The organism is Kaistia terrae (genome assembly GCF_026344005.1).
Lineage (GTDB): Bacteria > Pseudomonadota > Alphaproteobacteria > Rhizobiales > Kaistiaceae > Kaistia > Kaistia terrae.
In genome coordinates, this window is record NZ_JAPKNH010000003.1 from 400201 (window position 1) to 418092 (window position 17892).

9 protein-coding genes are annotated in these 17892 nt (G+C 61.7%); 3 read left to right on the top strand and 6 right to left on the bottom strand.

Annotated elements, in window-relative coordinates:
• Positions 1-8 precede the first annotated feature (8 nt).
• Positions 9-902 carry a LysR family transcriptional regulator gene (locus OSH12_RS11580; RefSeq protein WP_266343698.1) on the top strand — a complete coding sequence of 298 codons (894 nt, stop codon included), beginning with the start codon at positions 9-11 and terminating at the stop codon, positions 900-902.
• Between the two features lie 41 nt (positions 903-943).
• Here the strand turns inward: OSH12_RS11580 and OSH12_RS11585 are convergent, their stop codons facing one another.
• Positions 944-1831, bottom strand: coding sequence for a LysR family transcriptional regulator (locus OSH12_RS11585; RefSeq protein ID WP_266343699.1), 888 nt, complete (start codon positions 1829-1831; stop codon positions 944-946).
• 324 nt (positions 1832-2155) lie between these two features.
• Between OSH12_RS11585 and OSH12_RS11590 the strand changes: the two genes are divergently transcribed.
• Entirely contained in the window at positions 2156-2620 is a 465-nt protein-coding gene (locus tag OSH12_RS11590) for a VOC family protein (RefSeq protein WP_266343700.1), read from the top strand.
• Positions 2621-3466: 846 nt separating this feature from the next.
• Here OSH12_RS11590 and OSH12_RS11595 read toward each other — a convergent pair.
• The 5 genes from OSH12_RS11595 to OSH12_RS11615 form a co-directional block, all read right to left on the bottom strand.
• Positions 3467-3766: a hypothetical protein gene (locus OSH12_RS11595; protein ID WP_266343701.1), complete on the bottom strand. Its 300-nt coding sequence runs from the start codon at positions 3764-3766 to the stop codon at positions 3467-3469.
• Positions 3767-3779: 13 nt separating this feature from the next.
• Positions 3780-4364 carry a hypothetical protein gene (locus tag OSH12_RS11600; RefSeq protein ID WP_266343702.1) on the bottom strand — a complete coding sequence of 195 codons (585 nt, stop codon included), beginning with the start codon at positions 4362-4364 and terminating at the stop codon, positions 3780-3782.
• A 303-nt stretch (positions 4365-4667) separates the two neighbouring features.
• Entirely contained in the window at positions 4668-6374 is a 1707-nt protein-coding gene (locus OSH12_RS11605; protein WP_266343703.1) for a patatin-like phospholipase family protein, read from the bottom strand.
• Positions 6371-7360, bottom strand: a complete 990-nt coding sequence (locus tag OSH12_RS11610) for an HNH endonuclease family protein (protein WP_266343704.1) — start codon at positions 7358-7360, stop codon at positions 6371-6373. The genes OSH12_RS11605 and OSH12_RS11610 overlap by 4 nt, the downstream gene beginning before the upstream one ends.
• Positions 7360-9489: an AAA family ATPase gene (locus OSH12_RS11615; RefSeq protein WP_266343705.1), complete on the bottom strand. Its 2130-nt coding sequence runs from the start codon at positions 9487-9489 to the stop codon at positions 7360-7362. The genes OSH12_RS11610 and OSH12_RS11615 overlap by 1 nt, the downstream gene beginning before the upstream one ends.
• Before the next feature lie 1128 nt (positions 9490-10617).
• Between OSH12_RS11615 and OSH12_RS11620 the strand changes: the two genes are divergently transcribed.
• Complete coding sequence (locus OSH12_RS11620) at positions 10618-17880, top strand: SpvB/TcaC N-terminal domain-containing protein (protein WP_266343706.1); 7263 nt, start codon at positions 10618-10620, stop codon at positions 17878-17880.
• The last annotated feature ends 12 nt before the right edge of the window (positions 17881-17892 follow it).

Below are 17892 nucleotides of genomic sequence, written 5' to 3' on the forward strand. Positions count from 1 at the left end.
GATACAACATGAACCGGGCATCACATCTCAGCATCAAGCAGCTTCGAATTCTCGCGGGCCTGCTGCGCGACGGCAATCTCGGTCGTCTCGCGAACGACATGGGCCTGACCCAGCAGGCGGTGAGCGCCAATCTGGCCAGCCTGCGACACATCTTCGATGATCCGTTGTTCCTGCGAACGGGGCGCGGCGTCACGCCGACGGATCTGGCGCGTGAACTGGGGCCGGAAGTCGAAGCGATACTCGATGCGATGGAGCGGCTGGTTGAACGCGCGCCGTTCGACCCGGCCGAGGCACGTGGCACCGTCAGGATTTCGGCCGCGGACTATGCGCATGCCGTTGGCGTGATGCCGAGTTTGCCGGAAATCCGGGCAAAGGCGCCGTTCCTGAAGCTGGTGCTCACCGAACTGGAAGTGGAGGGCATCGCCGCGCGGATGGGTTCCGGCGAAATCGATCTGGTTCTGGCGATACCAGACTATGTGCCGGCTCACTTTCCTCGCCGGACGCTGTTCCATGAACACTATGTTTGCGTCACCGCAAGCGGGTCATACCTGGAAGGCCGTCGCTTGAGCCGGCGCGATCTTGCGCGCCTGCCGCAGCTTATCGTCTCGCCTCAGAAGCCGAGCCTCACAGGTTCGGCGGACGCCTGGTTCGGTCAAGAGGGCCTGGAACGGGACGTCATCATGTCGGTGCCCCACTTCCTGCTGCTGCCGCAGATGGTCGCCGCCACCCGAACGGTAGCCTTCCTGCCATCCAGATTGCTTCCAAATCCCCACCTCGCCGTATTGGAGCTGGAGGACGATACGGCTCCGCCCGGCTTTGAACTGATCGCAGCCTGGCATCCACGGTCCGAAGACAGCCCGTTGATCCGTTGGCTGGTGGGAATGCTGGCAGCAGGCGTCTGAACGCGAGAGCCCGTGGCTCGCCAGTCACCCAAAGCTAGGGCTCAACGCACACGAAGCGCTTCGATCACCGCTCGAAGGCCCGCGGAAAGATACTTCCGGGCCGGATAATAGAGATAGAGCCAGTCCTCCGGCCCGATCCACTCGTCGAGGCAGGCGATCAGGCGTCCGCTTGCAAGATAGGGCCGCGCGCGGTCCTCCCAGACATAGGCGAGCGCGACCCCCGCGAGGGCCGCCTCGATCATCAGCTCGTGATCGTGAAGCGCCAGCGGACCAGCCACCTGGATGTCGATCGCCTCGCCATGGCGCTCGAACGACCAGGGATAGATCACGCCGCTCGGATACATGTTGCGGATACAGACGTGGTCGGTGAGATCCGCCGGCGATGCCGGGGGCCGACGCCTTTCGAAATAGGCAGGCGATCCGACGACCGCGAGCTTGAGGCGCGGATTGATCTTCACCGCGGTCATCCCGTCACGCAGGCTCTCGCCCAGTCGGATCCCGGCGTCAAACCCCTCCTCGACGATGTCCACCAGCCGGTCGGTCGCGACGATCTCCAGTTCCAGATTGGGGTTGGCGGCGATCAGCGGCCCGATCACCGGCCCCAGCACGAACGGCGCGATCGAGTTGGGCGCGTTGATCCGCACCTTGCCGAACGGGGTGTCGCGGAACTGGTTCAGCGCATCGAGCGCCGAGCCGATATCGCCGAAGGCGGGCGAGAGCTGAGACAACAACATCGCGCCCGCATCGGTCAGCGAAACGCTGCGGGTGGTACGGTTGAGCAACCTTATCCCGACCCGCGCTTCGAGATTGCTGACGGCATGGCTGATGGCCGAGGCGGTGACGCCGCGCTCCTCGCTCGCACGGCGGAAGCTGCGGTGGCGCGCGACCGCGTCGAAGGCGGCCAACTCGGAGAGGTCCGTCGTTCGCATTCCTGATTCCAGCTCAGCATTGTTCGGAAAACTATTGCGCTAATCGGCGCAGTCCGAAAGGCGCAAAACGTCCCTGCAGCCGGCGACTGGCCGGAAAGACGTCAAGGGGCGACCTATGACCATCCTCGCAGACACGATCGACAGCGCACGATCGCGATCGTCTCCGCCGACACCGGCAAGGCCCGCCATGTCTGTCCGCAGTTTGTCGAGGACATGCTGAAGGACGCTCAGACGGCCGCCTGGACCGCCGAAATCTGATCCCGACGGGCGCGGCGGTTCGCCTGCCGCTCTCTCATTCGACGAAACTTGAACCTAAGGAATTTCATGATGACCGACTTCATTCCCCCTGCCCCGAACAGCGCCTCGCCCTTCGCCGACATGCGCGGGCACCACGTCGCGGTTCGCACACCCGACCTCGCAACCGCGCTCGCTTTCTATGTCGATGTTCTCGACTTCCGCGTCATCGCCAAATGGGATTATGCCGACGAACAGCTCGCCTATGTGGCGCCGGCGACCGACGACCACTTCTATGTCGAGATCCTGGGGGGCGGTGAACCTGTGCCGGCCGATGTGCGGCCCTACACCGACCTCGGTGACAGCCTGAAATATGCCGGCTACCACCACTTCTGCCTCAATGTGAGCAGTGTCGCCGAGACGGTCGAAAAGCTGCGCGCCCGCGGCGTCACCATCGTCACCGAGCCGTTCGAGCTTCCCGCGATCAGCCGCCGGCTCGCGTTCTTCTGCGATCCCTTCGGCAATCTGATCGAACTCGCCGAAGTTCTCGCCTAAGCGTCCCCTGACCTGACCGGTCGCTCTCTTTCGGCGGCCGGTCCCTCAAGGGAATCTCCCTACGAAGGGAGCTTACCTTCGCCACGGCCACGCACCCAGGGACGGGCACTCCTTGAGAAGGCTGCCCGCACAGTCCGACATGCGGACGTTCGTTACAGACTAGCGGAGATCACCGCACCGCGGATTCCACGATCTGGTATCCCGTGGCAGCTGTAACGACGCTCCCGTCACTCCCACTCGATTATTTCAATACATCATAACGCATTGATTTCACAAGTCAATTTATTTTTCGGCAGCCACATTTACCGTCAGATATACCGTCAATATTTTCGACCATTGAATTCATTGAGGAATTTCAGACTTTCGCGAAATCTTTGATTTCGGTGACTATCGACCACAATCGGTCGAATTTTTCAGCCGCCGGTTCCGAACATCCCTTCGCGCCGGCCGAAAAGTACCGTCAGGGCGTTGTCACCCGACAGCGCTCCACTCGTAATAGCTTGAGCATTCCAACGTCTTCCTGACGCGTCCATGGCGGTCGACTTCCGAGCCAGTCATTCCGGCACTCACGTGGCAGAGAACCTTGACAATTCCGAACCATTTGAAAGGCCGCACCGGCGGCAGCCCTGAACCCGTTCTCGAAGAGTACCGTCACTTAATCCATACCATGGTGACAAAGTGGATAACATTGAGTCGGGAGCTTGCCGCAGCGTGGACAGCCGCTCGCAGGTTATCCGTGCCCAAAGTCGAGCCGCTTATCGACCGGCCTCCACTGCCGCGACAGCGTGTGGCATCAGGAATTCACCTATATCTCCCACAACGAGACTCATGTCGGATTTGTAACGATCACCCGAATTCGACGTCACCCTGTTTGATGGATTTCGCTCCCGCCGACGCGTTTCGGAATCCTATGCTGTAGTCTCCGTACAGCCCATGGGAGGCGAGATGAAGGCTGGTCCAGCCCGACACATGCGTGCGCCGGTCTGTCTTGACCACGGCGCCGGTTGCGTCCGCAATGAGCCAATCCCATACGCCGCCGGACGTGAATTCGACGTCTACGGTAAGCACTTTCGTAAAGACCCTCTTGCCGGCGATCCATAGTTCGTCGGTGAACGAACCGGCGCCGAAATGATGATTTTCGCTCATATCGGGCTCGCTCTCACCAGTTGCATGATGACCTACGATAATCGGGCTCTCGCATGCTGTCACTGGCCCTATGGCATTGAGCACCATTGCTGACTTGATGACAGCATAGTCTCAGGCAATGCCGGTTGAACATGGCATGACCGTTCGTGCGCAGAGCCTGACAGGCCTCGACGACCCGTGCCATGGACCAGGTCGGCACGATGGTGCGCAACTGCTCGTCCAGGCGGTGTAGCCGCGGAGCGGCGTCCTCGATCGTGTCGATCTTTCTCCCGGAAGACAATCTGCTGCGCCATATGCTCGAAGCTCTGACGGGCAAGCCAGCGCCGGTGCGCCATGTCCAATGACCGCCGCCCTCGTAGATCCGGCCATGGCGCAGAAGGAAGGAGAGCAACTGCTGGCGTTTACGGCGCAGATCGTCACCTGCAGTTTTCCCGACCCGAACCAGATCGCGGACAACCTCATGGACGACGTCCGGCACCCACACTCCAGTCAGTTCGCCCGCCCGATGCAGCCGCGGCAGCGTGACCGCCGCTTCCCGTCGGTTCGTCTTGATCCGCTCGCCCGACCGCTTCGGGATCAAGGCCGACGCAACCACCATGCAATCGTGACCAAGATCGCGAACCTGCCGGCACAACCCGTAACCCGTCGGCCCGGCCTCGAAGCAGACGTGCAGTCGACATACTTCTTTAGCAGCGTCTTGATCGTCCGCTCTATCGCTGCAGGACTATTTTCGACCTCGCCGACAAACCGGCCCCCTCCGCGATTGCCACCGTGTGCTTCTTCTTGGCTACATCAAACGCGACAAACGCTTCGCTATACTCGTTGGAATCAACCGCGGCGTCTACACCTTGTATATCAGAGTATATCAGACGCCGTGACGGTCCAGTTGCAATCGTCGCGGTCAGTAATCCATCCTGGCGACCGAGCGGATTCGGCTGCGGCTCTTCGGCATGCGTTCATCGAAACTATCGAGCGATTGTAGCGCCTGGAACGCTTTCCCGAGCGCGGCGATGGCCTCGGCTCGCTCTCGCAAGGTCTGTCGCTCGCCTGGTGTGAGGTCTTTGTAGGATGACGGTTCGTAGGCGGTTGCGATCTCTGCGTATCCAAGCGAGCCAGGTTCGGGTGCTTCAGCGTAGGCGTCCGCAAATTGCCGCATCATCTCATCAAGCGCGCGGACTTCGACCAGATAGCGACGCCACTTGTGTTCGTTGAGTTCGAACTCGCTGTTGATCAGGTCGCCGGCGCGTTCGCCGAAGCCGGTAAGCTGGTCGATGCGTTCCGGCGGCATGTCTAGATTGAGGCCGCCTTCCTCAGGCTTGAGGTTGACCGTTGCGGTCCGTTCGCGATAGCCGGCGAGGATGGACTGGAGGGAGTCCTGCCAATCCTTGGCGCTGTCAAAGAGGGCGAACACGAAAGCGATCAATCCCGAAAATCCTCGCGTCGGAAGGAGTTGTCCCTGCCCTGCCTTTGTCGGAAAGAATACCCGGGTTTCCTGGGTGTTTCCCGGCTTCTCCCGCCGCTGGTCATATTCCCCGAGCGAGATGCCGAAGGTCGGGCGCGACGGTAGGAAGCGGTCGAAGAAATGCACCGGAAAATTCGACGACAGTCCACCATCGGAGAACATGCAACGCACCAACTTGTCCTGTTCGGGAACGCCGACCAGCGTATAGTCGATCCGGTAGAGTGGCACCGCCGATATCAACGCCGGGAAGCTGAGGCTCATGCGTGCGAGGACCACTAGCGGAAGATTGTCGATCTTGAACGGGTAGAGGTCGCTTGATCCCTCTTTTGGCGTCGTCAGCATCGCGTCGACGACACGGGCCGGAAAAAGAGACCGGAAGTCCCGCTCGGAAAAGTAATGAAGATTGTTCTGCATCGGCAGCACGTAGGGACGATGTGAGGTGATGTCGGTGGTCACCGTCTGTACTCTGATCTCGCGGGATTGAAGGTCCTTGACACCGAGAGGCACGGCGGTGGCCGGGCGCCCGGCGACGAGATCGATCGTATCGGCCAGCCACTCGGTCAGGGCGGGATGGCCGGCCGGTGTGTAAGGTTGGGTCATTCCGTTGCAGAGGCCGTAATCGGCCTCCGGAAGCCTGCGGGCGACATCGCGGGCGGCGGCAAAACTCGCCGTGGCGGCCGGCAGGAGAACGAGCAGGAACAGGAACAGCAGGACAGCGAGGATCGCCGCCGCAATCGAATCCCAAGTGAACGGAATCATGATGGCTACAATAATGGCGGGGATGGCACCCAGAAGCGCTGGCACTGGGTAACCTTTCAAAAGTACGAAGACTGTGCCCGCGACACTTTTCGACATCGCCGCCAGCATCAGATTGAAGACCGGACGAAGCTCCGGACGGGGCTGGAATTTCTCCAGGAGCGTCGCCGCCAACTGCTTTGGAAGCGCCTCGATCTTTTCAAATCCGCCGTCCGCTCGGCCGTATTCGGCCGCAGCCGTAACAACGGCGGCAATCGCACCGGCCGACGTGCCGCCGATATTGCGAAAGCGGTACTTGTGCGAGAGTTTCACGACGGCCTTCGGATAAACCACCCCACTGGTTATCCCGCCTTTCATGACGAGGTCGCAGCTCCTTTCAGGCGCGCTCATGTCTCATCTCCCTCAGTTGGCTTAAGCGTCTTCGACCAAGCCTTCACGAGGCTCGAATAGGGCTGGTCCGGCTCCGCCATCGCGCGGATTTCGTCCAGGATCTGGTTGACCAGGAGATCGAGCCGCGCGCCCATCGTCTTGTTCTTCTTATCGCGGCTGGCAAGCAGGGTCTCCGAAATCTTGTCTATTTCGTCGATCAACCGGCTTAGGAAATCGAGCTTGCGCAGGATCCGCGTTCGCTCCTGGACCAATCCGAGGCGGTTCAGGCCATAGACATGGATCGATGTCAGTCCACGCCGGGAGGGGACGTCATCCTTGAAGGCTGGAAGAACGAGCCCGACGGGGTCACCGCGGTCGATGTGGAACACCAGGTGCTCTTCCGGATCGTCCACGCAGGGATTGACCAGGTCGGGCTCCTCGTCGATGCCGGGAAGGTCAGCCGTCGCCCTGTCCGCGCCGGCGATCGGAAACAGATCCTGCTTGCCAAGCGATGCCTTGCCCCCCTGCATCTCGGGCGCCGACAGCAGTTGCGCGAGGCTTACCGGGAACTTCGGCAAATCTTGCCAGCGCCGACGATTGCAATCGATGCAGCTCGGCAGCAGGTTGTCCCATACCATGGCGAGCCACCAATAGCCGGGATGATTGGCAACGCCGGCGATGCGTCCCTTCGGCCGGTAATGTTCGACATCGACCGGTGCCTGGTTGGCATATCGGCTTTCGCAATAGGCGCATTTGCCGAAGAACAACTTGTCGAGCGCGTATTTGACTGCTTCGTCGGAATAGGCGCTGAATTCGAACGTCTTTTCCTTCTTCTTCCTTGCTTTCGTGGCTGGAGCCAGTGCGCCAGCGGCGGCGGCCCCAGCAGCTTCTGCCTTTGCCTTCGCCTCGAAGAAGATTCTCGCCTTCGCCAGTTCCTTGCCACCGCGGCTCTTGTCGCCGACAAGGACAGCCGGCGCCGGAACCAGGGTCCGATCGACGCGCCGCATCAGATGCCCTCGAGGACGGCCAGGATCCGCCTTTTCGTTTCGTCGCGCAGGTCCTCGCGTCGCTGGCCGGCAAGGTTGCGCCGCTTGACAAGGTAGTCCGCGACGGCCTCCTGCACGAGCCTGGCAGCCTCGCTCATGCCGACCGGAAGGGCGTCCACCACCTGCCTGCGGATTGCGTCCATCGCAGCCCTAACGGCCTGGTCCGGAACACTTCCGGCCTTCGCGAGATAGTCGCCAAGACGGGCGAGGCTGGCTTCCGTTTCGGAGTCGTCGGTGGAAAACAGGCTGAACAGGTCAGACGTCAGGAGTTGTTCAATGGTCAGCGCCGATACTTTCGGCAACTGCGTGAGGCTGTCGACCATGACCGGGATCTGGCCGCTGCCACGCTGCCTTGCGACTTTGCTCAACACCACCACCTCCCCGTCGCGCATTCCCCTAAGGCACAATGGATCATGCGTCGTGACGATGAAGGTCATTGACGGCAAGGCGGTGCGCAGGCCCTTCATGATGTGGATCTTCCAGCGCGGGTGGAGATGGGCCTCGACCTCGTCGATCAGCACAATCCCCTCCGCCGAGGGCAGCGTCGTGAAGTTGGGATTGATGGCACCGTCCATGATCCACCGCATGATGTCGCAGGACAATGCGAGAATTGTGCGGAAGCCAGACGAGACGTTCGAAAGCGGGGTCCTACTCTTCTTGCCGGACGCATCGATCTGCATCTCGACAAAGCAGCGGCCCTTGGCCTCGTCGCGATAGATGACGTCGATCTCCTCGGCCGCTCCGAAGATTACGCCCAGCGCCTGGACGACAGCCCTATACTCGGTTGGCGGCAGGCCGAGGAGCCAGTTCTCGGGATTGCTGAGCAGGCTGTCGCTGTGGAACAAGCTGAGCACCGGTCGCGACGGTTTCCAGACATGCAGGTCACGCACATAATGACGGTATGCGCCGTAGCCGAAGACCAGGGGCAACCGGTTCTCGCCGGTTTGGGAATAGCCCTTGGCGCCGACCGTGAGTGTCGACACCTGTCCGTTGTCGAATTGAAGTCGGACCTTGGCCGATGACTTCCGAGGCAGGTCCTCGGCACCCATAAAACTTGGGTTCAACCTCAGGCTACCCGGTTCTTCGACCAGATCAGGGCGAGCTCCAGCGCCGATGAGCGCAAGCGCGGTCGCCTCCAGGATCGAGCTCTTGCCGGTAGCGTTTTCACCAAGGATCAAAAGGGCCTGCGCTATGCGTTCGGTCGGATCTGGCGCAGCCGGGAGCTTTATCGACAGGGTCTCGATCGCCTTGAAGTTCGTCAGCCTGATCTCCGTCAGACGGGGTCGTGCTCCAGCTATGTCGGCCTGTTCGACGATGTTCGCAGACGCGGTGATCACCGCGATTTCCGCGTCGCTGGCGTCGCTCTGGCGCCTCAGGGTCCGCCACAGGCCAACGAATTCATTGGTGTCGTTCGGTCCATCGCCTTCGAGTCTTGCATAGTCATCGAAGGCCTGCTTTCGCCTCGTTCTCAACCGCGTCCGGTTGAGCCGGAAATGCTTGATCGTCTCCTCGCCCTGCCGACTCGCAGCTTCCAGCGATCCGTCTGCGCGCGGGACGAGATGGCGAGCGACGTCGCCGGCACAGGGATCGACCAGGAGCGGTGTCTCGTCGAGGTCCAAGTCCGGCCATGTCCCGTCGCCATTCTCGACGAAACGGGCATATTCTTCCGCCGTCGGGATATGCGCCCTCTGTCCGTCGACCGGGAAGTACGTGGTTCGTTTCGGCCTGCAGTCCCCGCAGATCGGATAGAGATTGATCCAGGCATCCGACAGCCAGCCGTAATAGAGATGGGCGTCGCGCGCCCGCCCGTCCTCCTCGCTGCCGATCGTTGGCTCGGCATCGTTCATCGGCCTCAAGCGGTGCAGGAACATGCTTTTCGAAGCCTGTTCGCAGAATGCGCATTTCCCCAGGAACATGTGCGAGAGATCGCGCATGATCTCCCGTGACTCGAACTGCATGATCGGAACGCGGGTCTGTTCGCGTTTGATCGGATCCAACTGAAGATAACGGAGAAATGTTTGACGTCTCTCCATAGCAAGCGAGCCGGCCAGGGCCGCTGGTGGACTTGGTGTCCGGGCGACGTATCGCATGATCTACCCCAAGTGGTTCGGGGACAGCACGTCAGGCTTCAGTTACGGCTACAAAACGATTGGTCCGCGGTCCGCATTATTGACCCTGTAGGCTCGGGGTTGATCATGTAAATGGCGCCAGGAACTTTCAACTATAAAGTTTAGTTCGAATAGTAACTTCTGGCGGGTTCATACCTGCGACCTGCCGCATCTAGTTAAGCGGGTGGACCGCAGCCGCGAGGGTCGCTTTCAGCCCAATCCAGTCACGAATAGCCACGCTTCCGCTCGTGACCGCCAGCTTAACAACCGGAAATGGGCGCAAAGCAGACCCGCCTTTGTGCACGGTCTCATTTCGAGTAATATTATCGGCCATCGTGCCCTCCAACGCCTAAGTATTCAAATCCTCAGAAGCTTTTGTCCTTGATGCACGTCCCACCCCACGCCTCTTCTAACAAGGGCGGGCCCGCGCGGAGTCAGTCTTCAACGCCTCTGACCTGTCGTGCGAATTTCCGACTCCCGCGCGCCCACAGTTTACACACAACTTAATCGCGTATATCGTCAGAATTCGTGCGATACTCTCGGAAGCGCCGGCGCTGGGTATGGCTGTCGCCGAGTTTGATCGACGCCTGTGCCGGCCGAGATTGCTTTAATCGTGGACTGTTGCTTCCTGCCCGCATCGACGAAAGTAAAATTGGCAAGTACTGATTTTGGGGGATCAGCATGAGCAAGACGAGCGAGATTGCATGCCGCCTCAATCCGTGCCCCCGGTGTATTCGTAATGGCGCGGCGTCGGTGCACCTCCTGAGGTCGGACATTACATCAACGGCCGCTTCGGCGCCATCACCCTCGCTGGCGTCGATCGGTGTACCCGCAAAGCTTGATCTCGCGTTGGTCCGTGAGGCGCTGCCGATGGCGCCTGCTGAATCAGTTCAGAGAGCCGCATCGATCGCCTTCTAACTATGCGAATATTCATTGATTTCCAGTGGGCTACGCATGCCGGAGTTCAATCCCCCAAGGCCCGAGCGAACCTCAAGACCCCAATGGGGGAGCGGTCGCGACGCAGCTCAGCCCGTATTCGAGACAAATGGCTTCGCGGCCAACTTGCCCAAGGGCGGAGGCGCCATTCGGAGCCTCGGCGAGAGTGTCCGCGTGGATCCGCAGACGGGCGCGCTGCAGCTCACCGTGCCACTTCCAATCTCGCCAGTTCGGGGCGGCATAAGCGTCGACCTTTCGCTTGAATACAGTTTCGGCAGTGGCAATGGCAGTTTCGGAATTGGATGGGCGCTTAACTCGGGCGCGGTGTTTCGGCGCACCGACGCGGGCGTTCCGGTCTATGACGACGACCATGGGTCGGACCGCTTTGTCGTTTCCGGAGTGGGCGAGATCGTTCCGGCGCGGCATCCTGATGGGGCACGCCGTCTGAGATGGGCCACTCTGGAAGGAAACTCCCTCGCCCACGCCCCGGAAGAGGAGCACTTCGAGGTTCGCGAGTATCGTCCGCGCGTCGAAAAAGAGTTCTGCCGGATTGAATGGTGGCGGAGGATCTTGCCCAGCCTAGATTCGGGGCCGCGGTGTCTTGCAAGCTTCTGGCGGATTATTAGTCGCGCCAACGCGACACGCGTCTATGGTCGCTCCGAGACCGCCAGAATTGCCGATCCCGGTGAGCCCAGCTGCATCTATCGATGGGAGTTGGAACGAGCTTACGACGATCGTGGGAACGCGGTGCTGTTCGAATATGCCGCTGACGTCGGCGAGCTCGACGGCCAGGCTTTCGCGTCGCCTCTCTACCCAGTGTCCGTGCGGTACGGAAACACGGCGCCAATCGACCGGGCGAAGTGGCTCGCCGATACCTTCCCGCCAAGCGGCGCGGAGTCCGCTTGGATGTTCAAGCTGGCGTTCGACTATGGTCCGCCCACTTGCGATCCCGCCGGAACGCTCGATCTTCTGGTGTCGCAGGCCGAAGTCCCGACGGGCCGGGAACGCGCCATCAAACCAACGGACGGTCCGCTGCGGCCCGACCAAACAAACTCGCATCGTAGCGGCTTTTCCATCAGGACGCGCCGATTGTGCCGGCGCATCCTGGCGTATCACGCCATTCCGGGCGCCTACGAGGGTTTGACCCGCACCCTCGAATTGACCTACGTCGAAAACCCTTTCGTGAGCCGCCTTGCTGCTATCACGGAGGTCGACTGGAACGGCGCTTCAGGTCGAGCGCGTCCGCCATTGCAGTTTACTTATTCCGACGCCGCCAACCTTGCGACCGTCAAGCTGAGAAGTCTCGCAGGTTCGTCGCTGCCGACGCTCCGCCCCGCAATCGACGCGGCGCGATACGACTGGATAGACCTCGACGGCGAGGGCGCGCCGGGCGTGCTATTTCAATCCGCCGGCGGCTCGTGGTTCTATGCGCGCAACAGTGGCGGCGGCCGCTTTGCGCCACCACAGCCAGTTGACTTCCGGCCCGCGCTCGACGGCCACTCCCGTGCGCGATCGGCTACTAGTGCCTCCAAGCTGCTCGATCTGGGCGGCGACGGTATGCTTGATCTCGTCGACTTCCGGCGGCCCGCGGCCGGCGCGCACAAGCGCCAGAGCGACTACAAATGGGCACCTTTCGAGCCTTTCGTGACCGCGCCGCAGCTAGATCCGAACGATCCAAACGTTCGTTTCCTCGACCTCGACGGAGATGGTTTGTCCGACCTGGTCAGGTCGGAGGATGGCGCCTACGTCTGGCAGCGCTCGCTGGGCGAACTGGGCTTCGCGGAACCGGCACGAATAGCCTGGGCCGATGGCGAGTCCGCCGGCCCACGACTATTGTTTGCCGACCGAAGAGGCACAGTCTTTCTCGCTGACCTGACAGGCGATGGGCTCACCGATTTGGTGCGGGTCCGCAATGGCGAGGTGTCGTGCTGGCACAACCTTGGTCATGGCCGCTTCGGTCCCAGAACAACATGCGCGATACGGGATGACGGTGGCTCAGCGACAGGCGAGGCCTTCGTGTTCGACAGCTCGGAGCGATTCGATCCTTCTCGAATACGATTGCTTGATATCGACGGCACCGGCTCCACCGATATTGTCTATCTTGGCCGCAACGGCATTCGGTGCTGGCGCAATCAGAGCGGCAACGGCTTCAGCCAGCCCCAGTCGATCCCCTTCCCTCCGATCGACGATCCGAGCGCCGTGTCGGTCCTCGACTTGCTGGCGAACGGGACGGATTGCCTGGTCTTCGCGCCGGGGACGCCTGGGCTCGACGGTGCGCTGCAATATCTGAGCCTTGCCGGTGGCATTCCTGAGGACGACGCCAGCGTCAGCGCGGCCGAACGACTGCAGAAACCTCATGTGTTGGTGTCCTGCACAAACAACTTGGGCGGTGAAACGCGCTTCCACCATACAACGTCCGCCCGATCGTGCATCAGCGACCGAGACAACGGCACCCGATGGGCGACCAAGATCGGGTTTCCGGTTGTTGTGCTGGCGCGCCTCGAGCAGGTCGACACGGTCACTGGCAAGATACTGGTCAACAGCTATCGCTACCGCCATGGGCACTACGACGGCAAAGAGCGCGAGTTCTGCGGGTTCGGCTTCGTCGAGCAGACTGACACGGTGAGCTACGAGCAGTTTGCCGATATCGGCGCCGCCGCCATCGCCGGGGGGCCCACCAACGCCGACACCGGCGTTCACCTGCCGCCGGCGGTTACCCGCACGTGGTTCCACACGGGCGCCGCGACACGTGGGGAGAGCCTGACCAGACGCTTCGCGAGGGAATACTTCGCGGGGGACACTGCCGCGTCTGCAATGGCCGATGTAACGCTGCCGCCCCTCACCGATGCAGAAACGACAGAAGCTCTTCGGTGCCTCCGGGGCCTTATGCTGCGGCAGGAGATCTATGCGGAGGAGCTTGGCGGGCTGCAACCGGAGCAGGAACGACGACCCTATTCGGTCACCGACCGGCACTACACCATCAAAAGACTGCAGGTCCGGGTGGCAAATACACCGGGCGCCTACTTCGCTTATCAAAGCCAGCAATTCGACCGCAGCTACGAACGCCAGAGGGACGATGCGCGAATTGTCCACAAGCTCGTGCTCGATGTCGACGCCTGGGGGAACGAAACGGAGTCGGCGTCTGCCGCGTATGGCCGTCTTCCCTCCGGCCTGATGCGCGATGCCTGCCTTTTGACCGAAGCCGAACGGGCCGTGGCCGCGACGACGGCGCTCGAATACTCGGTTGGCCGCTACACCAACGATTTCGCGGATGCCGCCGCATCCCCCAACGATCACCACGCGGCGCTCCTCGCCGAAAAAACGACCTGGGAGATCGCTGGCCTCGCCGCCGTTGGGCCTAACGGCCACTATCTCGCAAGCGACCTTGTCGGTCTTGGCACCTCCACTCGCTTGAGCGAGTTCGGCTTTGTGGACGTCGCGGTCACAGGGAGCCTAGCCAGACGGCGCATCGAACAGGAACGTCACCATTATTGGGCCAAGTCCGGAGCGAGGAGGTTAGGTGAGCTGGGATTGCCGGCCCTTCCCCATCAGAGCTTCAAGCTTGCCTTCGACTATGCGATGGTGAACGCCATCGGCAAAGCGGCCAGCGAGGACATTCCTCCCCTCGCCATGACCGCCGCCGGCTATCGACGGCTGTCAGACCTGCCCGCCAATCAATTCGCTCCCGACAGTTGGCCAAACGACGCCGACGCGCGCGCCTGGTGGGCACCCTCGCCATTTTCTCAGTACGAAGCAGCGGCGTTCTATCAGCCGACGCGGCACTACGACTCCTTCTACAGCCAAAGCACGCAGCAATACGGGGTCGGCGCGCTGCTGCCCGAGTTCGTCCGCGATGCGGTTGGCAATGACACCAGGATGGTCAACGACTATCGCTTGCTGCAGGCTAGGCAACTTACCGACGCCAATGGCGCGGTGGTTGAACTGCGGTTTGACCATGCAGGCATCGTGGTGGCGTCTGCGGTGCGGGGCAACGGCTCTCAGCCCACCGGCGACACCCTCGACGGAATTGCCGTCGACCTGAGCGTCGCCGAGGTCGCAGCGTTCATGGCGGCTCCCGCGACTGCCGGAGCGGTAGACTCGGGTGCGGCGACATCGCTGCGTCGCGCGACGCAGCGCTTCATATACGATCGCTTCGCCGCGTGCAACTTGAACAAGCCGATCGTCAGGCCGGATGAGAGGAGACGCGCGTTGACGCTGACTCATCCCGTGTGGGTGGCGGCGGTTGCGCGGACTTTTCACGTCAAGGACGACGCTCAATCGCCGGTCGAGATCAGCATCGCCTACGCGGACGGCTTCGGCGCGCCGGCCCAGACAAAACAGCTGACGGACGGCAACGGCGCCGCGCCGGTTTGGATCGGCTCGGGCTGGACGATCTACGACAACAAGAACTCCGAGGTACGGACCTACGAGCCCTACTTCACGTCCACGCACCTGTTCGAGGCCAACCGGCGAGAGGGCGCGGCGCAGATCATAATCCGCGATCCCGTGAAGCGCGTCCGCGTAACGGTAACACCGCACCGGCGCTTCTCCGAAACCGGTGACGTCTCATCGACGGCGCCGGTCGGTCACAGCTACGAGAAGCATCTGCTTCGCGCCTGGGGAGCCGAGACCTGGGACGGCAACGACACGGTCCTGCTGAACCCAATGGACGATCCCGACATAGCTGGCCTCGTGGCCCGCTTCACCGAGACCGAATTCGCACCCACCTGGTACCAACAGCGTGTCAGCCCCGAGTTGCTCGTGCAGACATGGCCCGGCGATCAAGAGCGCCAGCGTTGGGAGCAGCAGGCGGCAGAAGGCGCGGCTACGCATGCCGCGACCCCGACGCGAAGCTATCTCGATCCGCTCGGGCGAACTTTCCTGACCATCGCCCAGCACCGTCGTGAGACCGACGGTGCGGACCAGTTCTTCCATACGCGTACGGTCTTTGACATTCGTGGTCGCCGCCTCGCAGTCGAAGACCCACGCGGACGCCGCGTCATGGCCTGGGACTACTCCATGGTCGGCACATCATGGCGCTCGGTCAGCATGGATGCCGGGCAGCGCGTCATGCTGGTCGGTGTCGACGGGCAACCCTCGATCGAGTGGGACGCGATGGGGCGGCGCCTGTCACATAGGTACGACACGCTGCGGCGACCCGTTTCTGTCCGCGTCCGCGAGGACGACACCGAGGTCGAGCGCGAGAGCTACGTCTACGGTGAGAGCATCGCAGGTGGCGCGAGTGCCTATCTCAGGGGGCGATTGATAGAGGAGGTCGGCGACGGCGGCACGCTCGCGATCGAGGCCTACGATTGCCATGGCAACCCCACAGACGTGCGGCGGACAATGTCGGTCGCCCGTTCTGTGCTACGTACCGAAAGTCGCAGGGACGCCTACGATGCGCAGTCCCGCCTCGTCCGCTCGAGCAGCGGCGGTGCTGCAATCAAACGTGGCTATTCGGTCTCCGGACAGTTACTGGCAGTCGCGACTAGCCCGGGTGACCGGATCGTCAAGCATATCTCGTACCTGCCCTCCGGACAGCGATCTCGCCTTACCCATGCCGGCAAGGGACCAGAGGTCGTCACTGTCTCCGACCCGACCACCGGCCGCCTCGTCTACCAGCGTGCCGACGGGTTGCAGGACCTGCGATTTGTCTACGATCCGGCGGGCAACATCACCCACATTCACGATGCCAGCATCGCGCCGGTGTTCTTCGACGGCCAGCGCGTCGACCCGCTCCGGCGATATCGTTACGATTCGCTCTACCGCCTGATCGAAGCGAGCGGGCGTGAGCACTGCAGCCGGACCTCGGCGATGTGGAACGAGCAGTATCGAGCAGGCGGCCCTCTCGACCTGTGCGTTCATCCCAAGGACAAGCACGCGTTCCGCACCTACACCGAGCAGTTCATCTACGACGATGTCGACAATCTGCTGCGCCATCGCCACGTCGCGGGGAGAGGCAGCTGGACTCGGGACTTCGAGGTGGCCACCGCGAGCAACAGGCTGCAGCGGGCGACCATCGGTGCACTCCCAACCGATACGCTTGAGGCGGATGTTCACGGCAATACCACGAGGATGGGTCACCTCGAGGCGATTGGGTGGGACTATCGCGATCGCCTGGTGTCGGCGAGGCGCGGGAACGACACGGCGCGCTTTGCCTATGACACGCACGGCCAGCGTATCGCCAAGGTCGAACCACGCGGTACCCGTTGTTATCTTGGCGATTTCGAATTCTTCGATCAGGGCTCGGCCACGAACTCGTTGATCGTAGGTGACAAGAACGGCATTCTCGCCATCATCGATCATGCCAATGGCGGCAACGTCCAGGTCCGATTGCAGATCGCCGACCACTTGGGGTCCGCCAGCGCCGAAGTCGATCTCGACGGTCAGGTTCTCGGACGTGAGGAATACTATCCGTTCGGCGGCACGAGCTACCAGCTGTCGACGTCCGGCGTGGCCGCGCGCCGCTACCGCTTCACCGCCAAGGAACGCGACGAGTTCACGGGCCTCAACTACCATGGCGCGAGGTACTATTCGCCGTGGTTGGCTAGGTGGATATCTGCCGACCCGGCAATCCACGGCCTCAACCATTACGCCTACGTGAACAACCGTCCCATCATCCAAGTTGACCCAACGGGCATGTGGGACGAGGTCCTTCGGCCTGCTGGCAGTGGATCGAGTGACACACAGGCACCGACCGAGACGCCAGCGGGGACTTCAGTTGTAACGGCAACGCGAGACGCCGCCCTAAGAGGCGGGCCCGCAACCGTCTACAATTCTGTGCAGCGCAGCGTTTATGAGGCGCAAAATAGGCTGCTCAGCACAGATGCTTTGGAGAAAATTCTGGAGTCCCGGCTAACAGACGATCTAAATGCAGCCGAAGCAGCCGCTAGATACGCCTCTGATCTCCGGACTGAGGGAAGGAAGGCAACGCAGAAGCTTCTGACCCCCGGTGGGAGGATTCTTTCCGAATTCCTGGAAAAGCCACCGAGGAACTTTGTCGACAGAGCCGGAGGAGTTCGCTCTTTTGAGACCTACGAGAGAATTGCCGAGAATGTCGGCAAGAGTAGGCCAGGGTTGACCACTGTTGGCAAGGCGGTAGGAACTTCGTTCATCGCGCTCGATCTTGGTCTTGCTAGTTACAACGTGATGAAGGCGCCCGAGGGCCAGAAGGTCCGGGCTGCGGTCGTGGAAGGAAGTGGAATCGTAGGAGGGGCGGCGGGGTCCGCGCTGGCGGTCGGTGCCCTTGGGCTCTTCATGGCAACTCCTCCGGGTCTTGCTGCGGCAGCAGCCGTCGGCGTCGGCGGCGCTCTTGTCGGGTCTACGGCGGTGCGCTCGCTCGCAGGTGCCGTATACGACAACGCCACCGCATCGTTCGCCGCGGTATATGCCGAAATGCAAAACAGCATCTCTCGACTTTACGGGGTTCCATACTAGCTGCGGCCGCCA